General features: G+C 68.8%; 12 protein-coding genes and 1 pseudogene. 7 read left to right on the top strand and 6 right to left on the bottom strand.

The annotated features are described in order from the left end of the window. Positions 1-829 precede the first annotated feature (829 nt). From LMJ29_RS02035 to LMJ29_RS02015, 5 genes and pseudogenes are all read right to left on the bottom strand, one after another. Positions 830-1,232, bottom strand: a pseudogene (locus tag LMJ29_RS02035) (2-hydroxyacid dehydrogenase); the annotation flags it as partial. 26 nt (positions 1,233-1,258) lie between these two features. Next, positions 1,259-2,299 carry an NADP(H)-dependent aldo-keto reductase gene (locus LMJ29_RS02030; RefSeq protein WP_229603553.1) on the bottom strand — a complete coding sequence of 347 codons (1,041 nt, stop codon included), beginning with the start codon at positions 2,297-2,299 and terminating at the stop codon, positions 1,259-1,261. An 87-nt stretch (positions 2,300-2,386) separates the two neighbouring features. Next, entirely contained in the window at positions 2,387-3,007 is a 621-nt protein-coding gene (locus LMJ29_RS02025) for a glutathione S-transferase C-terminal domain-containing protein (protein ID WP_229603550.1), read from the bottom strand. A 147-nt stretch (positions 3,008-3,154) separates the two neighbouring features. Continuing rightward, positions 3,155-4,069, bottom strand: coding sequence for a TauD/TfdA dioxygenase family protein (locus tag LMJ29_RS02020; RefSeq protein ID WP_229603548.1), 915 nt, complete (start codon positions 4,067-4,069; stop codon positions 3,155-3,157). A 57-nt stretch (positions 4,070-4,126) separates the two neighbouring features. Further along, positions 4,127-5,488: an LLM class flavin-dependent oxidoreductase gene (locus LMJ29_RS02015; RefSeq protein WP_229603545.1), complete on the bottom strand. Its 1,362-nt coding sequence runs from the start codon at positions 5,486-5,488 to the stop codon at positions 4,127-4,129. A gap of 295 nt (positions 5,489-5,783) precedes the next feature. Between LMJ29_RS02015 and LMJ29_RS21005 the strand changes: the two genes are divergently transcribed. Next, the gene (locus LMJ29_RS21005) at positions 5,784-6,896 is read left to right on the top strand and encodes a sigma-54 interaction domain-containing protein (protein ID WP_319942207.1); all 1,113 of its coding nucleotides are present in this window, start codon (positions 5,784-5,786) and stop codon (positions 6,894-6,896) included. 508 nt (positions 6,897-7,404) lie between these two features. On the opposite strand, the gene LMJ29_RS02000 is transcribed toward LMJ29_RS21005, so the two are convergent. After that, complete coding sequence (locus LMJ29_RS02000) at positions 7,405-8,766, bottom strand: LLM class flavin-dependent oxidoreductase (protein ID WP_229603543.1); 1,362 nt, start codon at positions 8,764-8,766, stop codon at positions 7,405-7,407. Between the two features lie 365 nt (positions 8,767-9,131). Here LMJ29_RS02000 and LMJ29_RS01995 point away from each other — a divergent pair, with 365 nt between their 5' ends. From LMJ29_RS01995 to LMJ29_RS01970, 6 genes are all read left to right on the top strand, one after another. Continuing rightward, on the top strand, positions 9,132-10,208 hold the full coding sequence (locus LMJ29_RS01995; protein ID WP_229603541.1) for an ABC transporter substrate-binding protein: 1,077 nt from the start codon (positions 9,132-9,134) through the stop codon (positions 10,206-10,208). 134 nt (positions 10,209-10,342) lie between these two features. Then, positions 10,343-11,083: a sulfite exporter TauE/SafE family protein gene (locus tag LMJ29_RS01990; RefSeq protein WP_229603538.1), complete on the top strand. Its 741-nt coding sequence runs from the start codon at positions 10,343-10,345 to the stop codon at positions 11,081-11,083. A 279-nt stretch (positions 11,084-11,362) separates the two neighbouring features. Next, positions 11,363-12,427, top strand: a complete 1,065-nt coding sequence (locus LMJ29_RS01985) for an ABC transporter substrate-binding protein (protein WP_229603535.1) — start codon at positions 11,363-11,365, stop codon at positions 12,425-12,427. 7 nt (positions 12,428-12,434) lie between these two features. Further along, positions 12,435-13,643, top strand: coding sequence for an MFS transporter (locus tag LMJ29_RS01980; RefSeq protein WP_229603533.1), 1,209 nt, complete (start codon positions 12,435-12,437; stop codon positions 13,641-13,643). Then, entirely contained in the window at positions 13,640-14,485 is an 846-nt protein-coding gene (locus tag LMJ29_RS01975; protein WP_229603531.1) for an ABC transporter permease, read from the top strand. Before LMJ29_RS01980 ends, LMJ29_RS01975 begins: the two co-directional genes overlap by 4 nt. A 13-nt stretch (positions 14,486-14,498) precedes the next feature. Continuing rightward, positions 14,499-15,290, top strand: coding sequence for an ABC transporter permease (locus LMJ29_RS01970; protein ID WP_229603517.1), 792 nt, complete (start codon positions 14,499-14,501; stop codon positions 15,288-15,290). The last annotated feature ends 11 nt before the right edge of the window (positions 15,291-15,301 follow it).

Raw genomic sequence — 15,301 nt, 5'->3', positions numbered from 1 at the left:
GAAAAAGCCGCGTGCCACAACTTCATAGACGGCGCCTAACGACGAAGCTCAGCGGCAGGCAGACAGCGAAGCTGGCTGACTGTCCGCTGGAGCGGATTGTTGGGCGGCTGGGTCGGTTTCACTTAGCGGTTCCTTCACGAAGTCGCCTCTTTAGGTAGAACACAGCGGCCTTTGCGTGTGCTGAAACAGCAGAATTTTCATTAGATGTAAAGGGCGCAAGACGTTTCAGATTGCTCTCTGAGCCGACCACCGATGCAACCTGAATGGCACGGCACAGGAAGTCCTGATCTGAAGATGACAACGCCAACTCGACAACATGCTTGGTTCGGGCGATGAAGGATGGATCGGCCTGCATTCTCTCTGCGACGATGGACTGAAGGTGCTCAACTCCAACGTAGCCTGGAGGCTCACCGCGAGTTTGACTCCAAGTAAATGAACTGCCGTGCGGCCCATTGCATAGAAACCATCTCCAAACCTCATCAGTGGGGGCGCCACCCAAGCGTCGAATTTCGGCGGTTAGTGCGCTATTCATGACTCGGCTTAAATCGATGCGTGAGGTTAGACACTTAAGCCGCCCAACTATAAATAGACACCAGCTGGTGTATAACACCCCGAGCGGGTCTGGTGAATAAAATTCCGCAAGAGAAAAGGGAAGCCGCTCTGAAACGCGGCTTTGACAAGAGTGATGACGGTGTAGGCGGATTATGCACCATGACGCCAAATCCCTTTGTATGCGCTGATTGCGGGCGTCGAGAGTAGCGCGGGGGACGAGATCGGTACAACCGGGGGATCTCCCCGCCATTCCCACGCGAGGGGGCGGACACGTGCCCTACCCCACCCGTACCTGCGGGTTGACCCTATGCCGCAACGTGCCGCCGAGCAACGCGCGCTCGAGGTTGCCCGGCGCAGTTCGGCCATCGCCTGGCGCGTCTCGTGGGTGGCCGAGCCGACGCGCCATAGTGTCACCATGTTGGGCCGGGTGAATAGCGGCGACTCGCGCAGCGGCTCCTTCTCGTAGACATCAGGCCAACGGCGCAGATTCGCCGGTTCTGCAGCGCCTCGACCAGCGCCGCCTCGTCGACCATCTGGCCGCGGGCGACGTTGACCAGGATGGCGCCCGGCTTCATCAGCGCCAGCTCGCGGCCACCGATCAGCTGGCGGGTCTGCTCACTGCGCGGCTCCCCCAGCACCACGAAATAGGCCTCTCGGAGCAGCTCGTCGGAACCGCGCCAGAGCTGCCTGCGGGGGACGGAGATACTCAGGGCGCCGGGTTGGGCTGCTCGGTGTGGATGCGCTCGATGCCGGCCAGCAGCTCGTTGCTGAGCTTGAGGTCGAAGCTGGCGAGGTTGCTGTCCAGCTGCTCCAGCGTGGTGGCGCCGATGATGTTGCTGGTCAGGAACGGCCGGCTGGTCACGTAGGCCAGCGCCAGCTGCGCCGGATCGACGCCGTGCTCGCGCGCCAGGGCGACGTAGGCGCTGGCGGCGCGCCGCGCCTGCGGGTTGTTGTAGCGCTGGAAGCGCTCGAACAGGGTCAGCCGCGCCTTTTCCGGCCGCGCGCCGTTCTCGTACTTGCCCGACAGCAGGCCGAAGGCCAGTGGCGAGTAGGCCAAGAGGCCCACCTGCTCGCGGATGGCGATCTCCGCCAGACCCACCTCGAAGCTGCGGTTGAGCAGGTTGTAGGGATTCTGGATCGACACCACGCGCGGCCAGCCGCGGCTTTCCGCCAGCTGCAGGAAGCGGTGCACGCCCCAGGGCGTCTCGTTGGACAGGCCGATATGGCGGATCTTGCCGCTTTTGACCAGCTCGTCGAGCACCTCCAGGGTGTCCTCGATGGGGGTGATATGCGCGTCCGGATCGTGGGTATAGCCGAGCTGACCGAAGAAGTTGGTCTGCCGGTCCGGCCAGTGCAGCTGGTAGAGGTCGAGGTAGTCGGTGTGCAGGCGCTTGAGGCTGCCTTCGACTGCGGCGACCAGGTTGGCGCGGTCGAAGTGGTTGCGACCCTCGCGGATATGAGTGATGCCGTTGCCCGGCGCCGCCGCCTTGCTGGCGATGATCCACTGCTCACGGCCGCCATGGCGCTTGAAGTAGTTGCCGATGATGGTCTCGGTGGCGCCACAGGTTTCCGCGCGGGGCGGCACCGGGTACATCTCGGCCGTGTCGATGAAGTTGATTCCGGCGGCGCGCGCGCGGTCGATCTGCGCGAAGCCCTCGGCTTCGCTGTTCTGCTCGCCCCAGGTCATGCTGCCCAGCGCCAGCGCGCTGACCTGGATGTCGGTGGTGCCGAGTGGGCGGTAACGCATCGGTCTCTCCTGCGGAAAAAAGGGAAAGCCGCCGCCACTCGGGTGGCGACGGCAGGGACAAGCGGAATGGGTGGAGCCGTGCGGTGCCTAGCGTGCGGCTTCGGCGACCAGCGCCTTGACGGTCGCCGGGCGCGACTGGAACGCCTCACGAGCGCGGGCCAGGTTGCGCAGGTCGGCGAAGCGTTCGCCCAGGCACGGCAGCCAGCCGGCGAATACGCCGAGGTAAGCGTCGGCGATGCTGTAGCGCTCGCCCACCAGCCACTGGCGGCCTTCCAGATGGCGGTCGACGTGCGCCAGCGCCTGGTGCAACTGCTCGGCGGCCTGGGCACGGATGCCGGGATGGGCAGCGGCGTCGGCCGAGTAGCGCTCCGGGCGGTTGAGCGGACGGAAGCCGCCGACGTGCACCTCGGAGGTCAGGTAGCCGAGCCAGCTCTGGATCTGCGCGCGCTCGGCGCTGCCGGCCGGGGCGAACAGCCCGGCCTGCGGGGCAAGGTCGGCCAGATACGGCAGGATCGCGCTGTTCTCGGTGATCAGCGTGCCGTCGTCGAGCGAGAGCGCCGGCACCCGGCCCAGCGGGTTGATGCGGTGGATCGGCGAATCCGGGGTGCGCAGGGCGACCTGCTCGATGTGGATCGGCAGCTCCAGCTCGTGGACCAGGCTGTGGGCGGCCAGCGAGCAGGCGCCGGGGGAAACGTAGAGAACGCTCATGCAATACCTCACGAACGGGACGACCGCCACACGGCGATCGTCCGGGATAAAGGGGTGTGCGGCGCGGGCGTCGTCCTGACGCCCTGCCCCACGCTTGGCTTCCTGCCTCGGCGCCTCCCTGCGCCGCTATCTCGTAGTCGCGCTGCCTCAGCTGGCTTTCTTGACCGCCGGCTTGTCGGCCTCGGTCAGCGGGGTGCGGGTGTCGGCGCTGGGCTTGATCGCGCGGCTGCTCTCGCCGCTGACCGACACCGGGATCTCGCCGTGTACGGTGCTGCGCCGCACGATGCGCCGGGCGCTGCCGTAGTCGTCGACGGCGATGTGCTGGGTGGCGCGGTTGTCCCACACCGCCAGGTCGCCCTTGCTCCAGCGCCAGCGCACGATGTTCTCCAGCTTGACGATGTGCGCCTGGAACAGATCGAGCAGCGCGCGCGAGTCGCGCGAGCTGAGGCCGACGATGCGCTCGGCGAAGTGGCCGAGCAGCAGCGCCTTCTCGCCGGTTTCCGGATGCACGCGTACCAGCGGGTGCTCGCTCTCGTAGACGGTGGAGGTGAACTGCTCGCGGAAGCGCTTGTTGGCCACCGCGGCGATCTGCTTGGGCGCGGCGTAGTCGTAGTCGTTGGTGTGGCGCACCCACAGGCTGTCGGCCAGCTGCTGCAGCGGCGCCGGCAGGTCCTGGTAAGCGCTGACGGTGTTGGCGAACACGGTGTCGCCGCCGAACTCGGGGATCACCTCGCCGCGCAGGAAGGTGATCTTCGGATAGTCGACCACGAAGCTGATGTCGGTGTGCCAGGAGTTGGCGCGCGAGCGCTCGGAGTCCACTTCGAGGATGCCGGCGGTGTTGGCCTCCGACGGCGTGGTCGGGTGCACCACCAGGTCGCCGAAGCGGCCGGCGAAGGCTTCCTGCTCGGCGTCGGTGAGGTGCTGGTCGGCGAAGAACAGCGCCTTGTGCTTGAGCAGCGCCTGGTTCAGTTCGGCGAACTGCTCGTCGGAGAGGTCGGTCACCCGCACGCCGTGGACGGTGGCGCCGATGCGGCCGGTGATGGGTTTGATGGTCAGGCTCATGTCGGTTCTCCCTGGCGGTAATGCCGCCGATCTCGTTGGCAAAGCGAAGGTGGGTGTTCAGCTCGCGGCGCGCTGCTGGCGCCGCAGGACGTGCTGGTTTTCCGGCCGGGCCAGGCCGAAGTGCTCGCGCAGGGTGGTGCCGGCGTACTCGGTGCGGAACAGCCCGCGACGGCGCAGCTCGGGCACCACCAGTTCGATGAAGTCCTCCAGACCGCCCGGCAGCCACGGCGGCATGACGTTGAAGCCGTCGGCGGCGCCGTTCTCGAACCACAGCTGGATCTGGTCGGCGACCTGTTCGGCGGTGCCGACCACCGTCCAGTGGCCGCGCGCGCCGGCGATGCGCAGGTATAGCTCGCGGATGCTCAGCTGCTCGCGTGCGGCCAGATCGAGCAGCAGCGCCTGGCGGCTCTTGCCGCCGTTGGTTTCCGGCAGGTCCTGCGGCACCGGGCCGTCGAGGTCGTAGGCGGAAAGGTCGGCGCCGATCATCCCCGACAGCAGCGACAGGCCGACCTGCGGGTGGATCAGCTCCTGCAGTTGGCGGTACTTGGCCTGTGCCTCCTCCTCCGTGCGGCCGACGACGGCGAGGATGCCGGGCAGCACCTTCAGCTCCTCGGGGCGGCGGCCGTATTTGGCCAGGCGTCCCTTGACGTCGGCGTAGAAGGCCTGGGCGCTTTCCAGGCTCTGGTGGGCGGTGAAGATCGCCTCGGCGGTGCGCGCGGCGATCTCCTTGCCGGCCTCGGAGGAGCCGGCCTGCACCAGCACCGGGTAGCCCTGCGGCGAACGCGCCACGTTGAGCGGGCCCTTGACCTGGAAGTGTTTGCCGCGGTGGTTCAGCTCATGGAGCCTGGCCGGGTCGAAGAACTGGCCGCTGGCCTTGTCGCGCAGGAAGGCGTCGTCCTCCCAGCTGTCCCACAGGCCCTTGACCACGTCGAGGAATTCGTCGGCGCGCTCGTAGCGCAGGGCGTGCTCCAAATGCTGGTCGCGATTGAAGTTCTGCGCTTCGGCCAGGGTGTTGGAGGTCACCTGGTTCCAGCCGGCGCGGCCCCCGGAGATCCAGTCCAGCGAGGCGAACTTGCGCGCCAGGTGGAAGGGTTCGTTGAAGCTGGTGCTCACCGTGCCGATCAGGCCGATGCGCTCGGTCACCGCGGCCAGCGCGGACAGCAGGGTGAACGGCTCCAGGTAGGAAGCCCGCGCGGTGCGCGCGGCGACGTCGAAGCTGCCGGCGCTTTCCAGGCTGACCGCCACGCCGTCGGCGACGAACAGCGCATCGAACTTGGCGGCCTCGGCCAGCCTCGCGACCTTCAGGTATTGCTTGAAGTCCAGCTCGGCGCCGGCCGGCACGTCCGGGTGCCGCCAGGCGGCGATGTGATGGCCGGTGGCCATCAGGAAGGCATTCAGACTGAGTTGACGCTGGCTCATGGGATTCCCTGTCAGTGCGATGCGACTCGCCGCTCGCTGCGGCGCTGACAGGGTGATAGCAGCAAGCGTGCCAATCGCCAAAAGCCCGCTATTTCGCGGATTTTGCCGGCCGATCACTCGCAACTGTTGGATTTTGCGCAGCGGTGGCCGCGTTCTGCGGGTTTTTCGCCAGCAAGGCTCCTTTCGAGCTTTATTCCATTATTGATATATGCAAATCAAATATGATTATTTTTAAACATAAGGATATGCCGCTAGAGTCCTCTGGAATCGAGAACCCGTAGTAAGCGAGGCCGCCATGAACGCACCCGTACTGACTCTGGCTCCCCATGAAAACAGCCGCGAGGAAATCCGGGCCAAGGCGCTGCTGTTCGCCGACATCCGCTCCCAGCAATTGCTGGCCCAGGCCGAACTGGTCGCGGCCAGCACTGTGCCGGTGCTGATCCACGGCGAAACCGGCACCGGCAAGGAACTGCTGGCCCGTCACCTGCACAAGCGCAGCGGCCGCAAGGGCCCCTTCGTCGCGGTGAACGGCGCTGCCATCAACGAAAGCCTGGCCGAGAGCGAATTCTTCGGCCACGAGGCCGGCGCCTTCACCGGCGCCAACGCGCGCCGCGAGGGCTGGTTCGAAGCCGCCCAGGGCGGCACCCTGTTCCTCGACGAGATCGGCGACCTGCCGCTCAACCTGCAGGTCAAGCTGCTGCGCGTGCTGCAGGAGCGCGAGGTGGTGCGCGTCGGTGGGCGCAAGCCGATTCCCATCGACGTGCGCATCATCACCGCCACCCACGTCGACCTGCACTCGGCGATCACCGCCGGGCGTTTCCGCGAAGACCTCTACTACCGCCTGAACATCGTCACCCTGCGCATTCCGCCGCTGCGCGACCGCCCGGGCGACATCCTGCCGCTGGCCCAGCACTTCCTCGGCCAGTTCGCCCGCGAGCACGCACGCCCCCTGCCCGAGCTGGCGGCCGATGCCGTGCAGCGTCTGCTGGCGCACAGCTGGCCGGGCAATATCCGCGAGCTGGAGAACACCCTGCTGTCCGCCGCCCTGCTGGCCGGCGGCGCGCTGATCGAGGGCCGCCACCTGCAGTTCGCCCGCCGCGCGGCCCCCGCGCTGGTGCCGGGCGCGACCGCGAGCGCCCACGCCGCGACGGGAGGCGCCGGTGCGCCGACCGACCAGCTGTGGCAGGGCATTCGCCAGCAGCTGCAGGAACTGCTCGACCACGACCATCCGGAGCTGCTGGCGCGCTGGGAGGAGCTGCTGGTCGAGACCACCCTCGCCCGCCACCACTTCAACCAGGTGCATAGCGCCGACCGCCTGGGCATCAGCCGTCACGCCCTGCGGACCCTGATGAAGCGCTACGACCTGCTGCCACCGCCGGCGGGGGCGCGTTTCGGCAGTGCCGGGTGAGGTTGATGGGCGGAGCGAATCCATTGTCTGAAGGCCCCGTAAAGGCGAATGAATTCGCCCCTACAGGGTTCGTGCGCGGGCGCTGTCTCCGGGGCCAGCGCGCCGCGCCTGCGAGCAACTCGACGATGGCTTCCTGCGCCATGGCGATGCTCCTGATGTAGGGGCGAATTCATTCGCCAGCGCGGCCTCGTCAGGCGAATGAATTCGTCCCCACACCGTTGCCGCGTTGGCGCTGTCTCCGGGGCCAGCGCGTCGCGCCTGCGAGCAGCTCGACGATGGCTTCCAGCGCCATGGCGATGCTCTTCTGTAGGGGTGAATTCATTCGCCAGCGCGGCCCCGCCAGGCGAATGAATGCGTCCCCACACGGTTGCCGCGTTGGCGCTGTCTCCGAGGCCAGTGCTTTGCGCCGGCGAGCAGCTCGACAACGGCTTCCTGCGCCATGGCGATCGTCCTCTGTAGGGGCGAATTTATTCGCCAACAGGCCGCCGCAGGGCGGCCTGCTGCGCCGTCAGCTCGCCGCGCGCTGGCGACGTCCGGCGACGTATTGGTTCTCCGGCCGCGCCAGACCCAAATGCTCGCGCAGCGTGCTGCCGGAATACTCCTCGCGGAACAGCCCGCGGCGGCGCAGCTCCGGCACCACCAGCTCGATGAACTCGTCCAGCCCGCCCGGCAGCCAGGGCGCCAGCACGTTGAAGCCGTCGGCGGCGCCGTTTTCGAACCACTGCTGGATCTGGTCGGCGACCTGCGCGGCCGAGCCGACCACCGTCCAGTGGCCGCGCGCGCCGGCGATGCGCAGGTACAGCTCGCGGATGCTCAGCTTCTCGCGCGCGGCCAGTTCCTGCACCAGCGCCTGGCGGCTCTGGTTCTGGTTGGTGACCGGCAGCGGCGGCAGCGGGCCGTCGATGTCGTGGCCGGACAGGTCGGCGCCGACCAGCGCGCTGAGCAGGTTGACACCCACGCGCGGGTCGATCAGCTCCTGCAGCTCGCGGTACTTGGCCTGCGCTTCCTCCTCCGTGCGGCCGACCACCGGGAAGATGCCCGGCAGGATCTTCAGCTCGTCCGGCCGGCGGCCGTACTTGGCCAGACGCCCCTTCACGTCGGCGTAGAAGGCCTGGGCACTTTCCAGGCTCTGGTGGGCGGTGAAGATCGCCTCGGCGCTGCGCGCGGCGATCTCCCTGCCAGGCTCCGAGGAGCCCGCCTGCACCAGCACCGGGTAGCCCTGCGGCGAGCGCGCCACGTTGAGCGGGCCCTTGACCCGGTAGAACGGGCCCTGATGATCGAGCACGTGCAGTTTGGCCGGGTCGAAGAACTGGCCGCTGGCCTTGTCGCGGACGAAGGCGTCGTCCTCCCAGCTGTCCCACAGGCCCTGCACCACGTCGAGGAACTCCCCGGCGCGCTGGTAGCGCTCGCCGTGCTCGGGCAGCTCGCTCTGGTTGAAGTTGAGCGCCTCGGCCGGTGCCGAGGAGGTCACCAGGTTCCAGCCGGCGCGCCCGCCGGAGATCCAGTCCAGCGAGGCGAAGCGCCGCGCCAGGTGGTAGGGCTCGTTGTAGGTGGTGCTCACCGTGCCGATCAGGCCGATGCGCTCGGTCACCGCGGCCAGCGCCGCGAGCAGGGTGAAGGGTTCCAGGCGCGTGCCGCGCGCGGTCAGAGCCAGCTCTTCCAGGCTGCTGCCGCCGTTGCCCGCGGCCGCCGCCACCGAGTCGGAGACGAACACCGCGTCGAACTTGGCCGCCTCGGCGGCCTGGGCCACCCGCACATACTCGGCGAAGTCGTGGTTGGCGTGCTCGGGCACGTCGGCGCGCCGCCAGGCGGCGATATGGTGGCCGGTGGGCAGGATGAAGGCGTTGAGGGCAAGTTGGCGCTGGCTCATGGGGATTCCTTTGGGCAATCGGGCGGCATTTCCGCCGCAGGGTTGCCGTGCCATAGCAGCCGGCATGCCAACGCCCGCCGGACCTTGCCGCCCGGCCCTCGCCCTGCCCCGTCAGGCTATGGCGGGTCAATGCTGCTGTTGGCTTTTCGGCAAAGCGCCGCGCGGGCTGTGGGTTTTTCCGCAGCAGCGGACGGCTTGCGCCCATTGGCCGCGCCACGCCGCTCCTGCGCGCCGCCTGCGGCACGCGCGTGCCGGCTCCCCATATGCCGGTGAGTTTTTGAATCCGGCATATCAATTGCTTTTTCGCATTTATCAGGCGTCGTGCCTGCCTTGTCCTGCGTGCCTCTGCGAAAAGGAAAACTGCGATGAAGAAGAAATTGCTGGCCGTCACCCTGCTCGGCCTGTTGAGCGCCAGCCTGCTGCCGGGCGCCGCCGCGCTGGCCGCCGAGGCCCCCACGGTGATCCGCTTCGGCATGGCCACCGTCGGCAAGGGCGGCGTGCCCTATGCGCCGGACAACACCTCCGAGCTGGCCCACCAGCGCCAGACCATCGAGGAGGAGCTCAAGGCCGACGGCATCAAGGTCGAGTGGCACTACTTCAAGGGCGCGGGCCCCGCGGTCAACGAGGCGCTGGCCAACAAGCAGCTGGACTTCTCCATGCAGGGCGACCTGCCGGCGGTGGTCGGCAAGGCCGGCGGCCTCAATACCAAACTGATCGCCGCCGACCGCCTGCTCAACTCGACCTACCTGGTGGTGCCCGCCGATTCCCCGGCCAGGAGCCTGGCCGATCTCCAGGGCAAGAAGGTCTCGCTGTTCAAGGGCACCAACCTGCACCTGGTGATCCTGCGCGCCCTCAAGCGCGAGGGCTTCCGCGACCGCGACTTCCGCCTGGTCAACATGGACACCGCCACCGCCTCGGCGGCGCTGGCCTCCAAGGACATCGACGGCGGCTGGTTCGGCCCCGAGGCGTTCCAGTTCCAGGACAAGGGCATCGGCCGGATCATCTACGACTCCCGCGCCGTCGACGCCAGCCTGACCCGCCAGGCCCACGTGCTGGTCGACGGCGATTTCGAACAGAAGCATCCCGAGATCGTCCAGAAGGTCGCCAACGGCCTGGTCAAGGCCGCCGCCTGGGCCGCCGCGGACGCCAACCGCGAGGAGGCGCTCAAGCTGTGGGCCAACTCCGGCACGCCGGTCGAAGCGCTGCGCCAGGTGCAGGCCGGCCAGTCGTTCCTGCGCAACTACTCGCCGCGCATCGACGCCTTCTTCATCGAGCGCTACCGCACCACGGTCAAGGAGTCCAAGGAGCTGGGGCTGATCCGCAACGACGTCGACGTCGCCCAGTGGGTCGAGCCCAAGTACGTCGAGCGCGCCATCGAGCAGGCCGGCCTGCAGGCGCTGTGGCCGGTGTACGACGCCGACAACCGCGTGGGCAGCCGCTGACCCTCCCCAAACGCGCAGGCCGCCGTGCCTGCGCTCGCCTCGCCAGGGCGCTCCGGCCATCAGGCCCGAGCGGCTTTCCTGTTTTGCGCCGCCGCCCCCGCCCGCGGCGCTCCCCTCATGGAGACAACCCCGACGTGCTTGCCGAAGCGATCATCCTGGCCGGCGCCCTGTGCGGCGGTTTCGTCACCGGCCTCAGCGGCTTCGGTACCGGGCTCACCGCCCTGGGCTTCTGGCTGTACGTGCTGGACCCGGCGATCGCCGCCGCGTTGGTGGTGACCTGCTCGGTCATCGGCCAGGTGCAGTCGCTGTGCATGGTGCGCCGCGCGGTCACCTGGACGCGCATCTGGCCGTTTTTGATCGGCGGCGCCGCCGGCGTGCCGCTGGGCGTGCTGGCGCTGCGCCTGGTGGATGCGCAGCTCCTCAAGGGCCTGCTCGGCGTGTTCCTGGTCGGCTATGCCGGATTGATGCTCAGCCTGCGCCAGCTGCCGGTGCTCAGCGCCTGGGGCGGCCGGCTGGCCGACGGCGTGGTCGGCACCGGCGGCGGCATGCTCGGCGGGCTGTCCGGCCTGCCGGGGCCGCTGCCGACCATCTGGTGCGGCCTGCGCGGCTGGCGCGCCGACCTGCAGCGCGGCGTCTGCCAGCCCTACAACCTGGTGATCCTGTGCATCGCGCTGGGCCTCTACGCCGCCCAGGGCCTGCTGACCGGCGAGGTCTGGCGGCTGACCCTGCTGTGCGCGCCGGCCATGATGCTCGGCACCTTCCTCGGCATGCGCCTGTACCGGCGGGTCGACGACCGCCAGTTCCGCTACCTGGTGCTGTGGCTGCTGCTGGCCTCGGGCCTGGTGCTCAGCCTGTCCAACCTGACGCGCACCTGAGCGGCGCTGCGGACTTTCCCACAGTCCGCCGCCCGCGCTGCGCAATTCCCCACAGCCTTGAGACCCCCCGGCCGGCGCGGCCCGCCGGCGCCAGAGCGGCGCCACCCGCTCGACCGGCGCCGCGCCCGTCAGACGGGCGTTTTTTCGCTTCGTTATGTCCATATGGCATTTCAATTTAACTACTTGAAAGTCATTGGCATAACACCTGCAACGTCCCCCGTACCTGCCGCGCCCCGGCGCTTCGGCAAGCCTCCCATCGACGGAAACAGGAATTTCCCCATGAAACGCAAACTGCTCCTCCCCCTCGTCGCCGCCCTCGGCGCCAGCTGGTTCGGCGCCGCCCTCGCCGGCGAACCCCAGGTGATCCGCTTTGGCCTGGCCACCGTGGGCAAGGGCGGCATCCCCTTCGCCTCCTCCAGCGTCACCAGCCTGGCCCACCAGCGCCAGGCCATCGAGGAGGAGCTCAAGGCCGACGGCATCAAGGTCGAGTGGACCTACTTCAAGGGCGCCGGTCCCGCGGTCAACGAGGCGCTGGCCAACAAGCAGCTGGACTTCGCCTGGCAGGGCGACCTGCCGGCGGTGATCGGCAAGGCCGGCGGCCTGAACACCAGGCTGATCGCCGCCGACGGCCTGCTCGCCTCCAACTACCTGGTGGTGCCGGCCGACTCGCCGGCCAAGACCCTGGCCGACCTCAAGGGCAAGAAGGTCGCCCAGTTCAAGGGCACCAACCTGCAGCTGGCCACCGCGCGAACGCTCAAGCGCGAAGGGCTGAGCGACCGCGACTTCCGCACCCTCAACATGGACTTCCCCACCGCCGGCGCGGCGCTGGCCTCCAGGGACATCGACGGCGCCTGGCTGTCGTCCACCGCCTTCGAACTGCAGAAGAACGGCGTCGGCCGGATCATCTACGACACCCGCGCGGTGGACGCCCGGCTGACCCGCCAGACCCACGTGCTGGTCGACGGCGACTTCGAGCAGCAGCACCCCGAGATCGTCCAGAAGGTGGTCAACGGCCTGGTGAAGACCGCCGCCTGGGTGGCCGCGCCGGAGAACGACAAGGCCGCCTTCGAGCTGTGGGCCAAGTCCGGCACGCCGGTCGAGTCGCTGCGCGCCGAGCAGGGCGAGCTGACCCTGGTGCGCCGCTACTCGCCGCGTCTCGACGAGTTCTTCGTCGACCGCTACCGCGCCACCGTCGCCGAGTCCAAGGAGCTGGGCCTGCTGCGCGGCGACGTCAACGTGACCGCCTGGGTCGAGCCCAAGTACGTCGACACCGCGATCAAGCAGCTCGGCCTGCAGAAGCTGTGGCCCGAATACGACGCCGCCAACCAGCCGCTGACCCGGTGAGCCGCGCATGACCACGACGACCGCCGGACTGGCGCACGGGCGCAGCCTCGCCGGCTTCATCCTGCTGGCCACCCTGGCCGGCATCGGCGTCGGCCTGGCCAAGGTGACCACCGCGCTGTACGCCATCAGCCTGCAGGCTTCGCCGCTGCAGCTGGGGCTGATCGCCGGCGCGCAGACCGCCGGCCTGCTGCTCACCAGCCTGCCGTGCGGCGTGCTGGTCGAGCGGTTGGGGCCGCTGCGCCTGTTCGTGCTCGGCAGCCTGCTGGCCGGCGGCGTCTACCAGCTGGTGCCGCTGGTGCCCCACCCGCTGTACCTGCTGGCGCTGACCTTGCTGGCGGGTCTGTGCATGCCGTGCCGCTTCGTGTCGCTGAACACCGTGTTCATGCAGCAGCTGGCGCAGATGGGCGAGGCGCGCGCCGGCTGGTTCCGCGGCTCGCAGATGATCGGCCTCTTGCTGATCGGCCCGACCCTGGCGGCGCTGCTGGTCGACTGGCGTGGCGCGGCCGGCAGCTGGAGCCTGATCGGCCTGGCCTTCGTGGCGCCGGTGCTGCTGGCGCCGCTGGTACTGCGCAGCTACCCGGCGAAGCGCAAGGTCGCCGAACGGCTCAGCCTGGCCGCGGTCGGCCGCCAGCTCGGTTTGTTGCGTGGCGACGTCCAGCTGCGCGGCAACAGCCTGCTGGACTTCTGCGTGCAGGCGGCGGCGGTGTTCTTCGCCTTCTTCATCGTCGCCATCACCGTGCAGGACTACGGCTGGTCGGCGCAGCAGGCCGCCGCCCTGCTCAGCGGCCACGGCCTGGCGTTCATCCTCGCGCTGTTCCTGCTGGGCCGGCTGTTCGGCGCGCGCAGCCGCAACGGCTTCGTCGCCAGCCTGCTGCTGTGCATCGCCGCGCTGCTGATCCTCGGCCTCGGCCAGCAGGCGGCGCTGCTGTGGGCCGGCGGCCTGCTGCTGGGCGCGAGCCTGGGCATGTTGCAGGTGACCACCCTGTCCAGCTACGCGCGCAGCGGCCTGCGCCTGGGCCACGGCCGGGTCGCCGGCCTCGCCGCGCTGGTCGGCCCGGCCGGCAGCATGAGCGGTTGCCTGCTCGGCGGCCTGCTCGGCACCCGCTTCGGCCTGCAACCGCTGTTCCTGCTGTTCATCCTGCCGTTCGCCGGCTTCCTGCTGCGCCAGCTGCGCGGCCCGCTACCCGATCTTTCCGCCCGGAGGACTTCCCCATGAGCACGACCCGAGCCGCGGCGGTGCCGCGTTCGTTGCCCCACTGGCGCTGGCACTGGCAGTCGCCGGGGCTTGCCCGCCCGCTCAACTGGCTGAGCGTCAAGGCCGGCGCGCTATTGCTGCCGGCCGCCCTGCTGCTGCTCTGGCACACCGCGGTGACCCGCGAGTGGGTGTCGGCGCAGATTCTGCCGCCGCCGGAGCTGGTGCTGCAGACCTTCCTCGATCTCGCGCGCAGCGGCGACCTGTGGTTCGAGCTGTCGATCAGCCTGCAACGCGTGCTGATCGGCTCGCTGCTCGGCGGCCTGGTCGGCCTCGCCCTCGGCCTGCTGATGGGCCTGTCGCGCCAGGTCGAGGCCTACCTGTGGCCGCTGTTCCAGGCCATCGCCCAGGTGCCGGTGCTCGGCTGGATTCCGCTGTTGATGATGCTGGTGGGCATCGACGAGGGGCTCAAGTACCTGGTGATCGCCAAGGCGGTGCTGGTGCCGATGACCATCAATACCTTCGCCGGCATCCGCAACATCCCGGCGAGCTACCTGGAGGTGGCCCAGGTGTACCGCTTCAACCTCGTGCAGCGCCTGCACCGGGTGATCCTGCCGGCGGCGCTGCCGAGCATCTTCACCGGCGTGCGCTTCGCCCTGACCAAGGGCTGGATCGCCCTGGTCACCGTCGAGCTGCTGGCCTCCAGCGAGGGCATCGGCTACCTGATGGTCGACGGCCGGCAGATGTTCCAGCTCGACCTGGTGATCGTCTCGATGCTGGTGATCGGCCTGGTCGGCCTGCTGCTCGACAAGGGCCTGGCGCTGATCGAAACCCGCCTGCAACGCTGGCAGCGCCAGGCGTTCTGAGGAGAACAACAAGATGACCGACCTTGCGAAACGCTTTCCCTTCCTCCAGCGCCGGCCCGATCTGCGCGGCGCCGTGGTGCCGGCCGGCTTGGTGCTGCTGTGGTGGCTGGCCACCGCGCTGCAGTGGGTGGACACCAAGATCGTCGCCAGCCCGCCGGCGGTGCTCGACGCCTTCTGGCAGGCCGCGGTCGGCGGCGAGCTGTGGCACAACCTCGGTGCCAGCCTGCAGCGCAACCTCACCGGCTTCGTGGTCGGCGGCCTGATCGGCCTGGCCTTCGGCACCCTGCTCGGCCTGTCGCGGCTGGCCGAGCGGCTGGTCGGCCCGACCTTCCATGCCGCCAAGCAGATCGCCCTGTTCGCCTGGATTCCGCTGCTGTCGGCCTGGTTCGGCTTCGGCGAGCCGGCCAAGGTGGCGTTCATCGCCCTGGCGGTGTTCTACCCGGTGGCGCTGAACAGCTTCGAGGGCATCCGCGCCACCCGCGTCGAGCTGTACGAGGTGGCCCGCGTGCTCGGCCTGTCGCGCACCCAGCGGCTGTTCAAGCTGGTGCTGCCCTCGGCCGCGCCGGCGATCTTCACCGGCCTGCACCTGGGGCTGATCTACGCCTGGCTGGCGACCATCGGCGCCGAATACTTCTTCTCCGCCGGTCCCGGCATCGGCAACACCATGATCGACGGCCGCGAGCATTTCGAGATGGACCAGGTGCTCTACGGCCTGGTGGTGGTCGGCGCCGTCGGCCTGCTGCTCAACCGGCTGGCCGCCTGGATCGAGACCCGCACCCTGGCCTGGCGCGTGCGCCCCCATTGATTCGTAAGGAA

The organism is Pseudomonas oryzagri (assembly GCF_020831405.1).
GTDB classification, from domain to species: Bacteria; Pseudomonadota; Gammaproteobacteria; order Pseudomonadales; family Pseudomonadaceae; genus Geopseudomonas; species Geopseudomonas oryzagri.
This window is presented reverse-complemented; position numbering and strand designations above follow the sequence as displayed.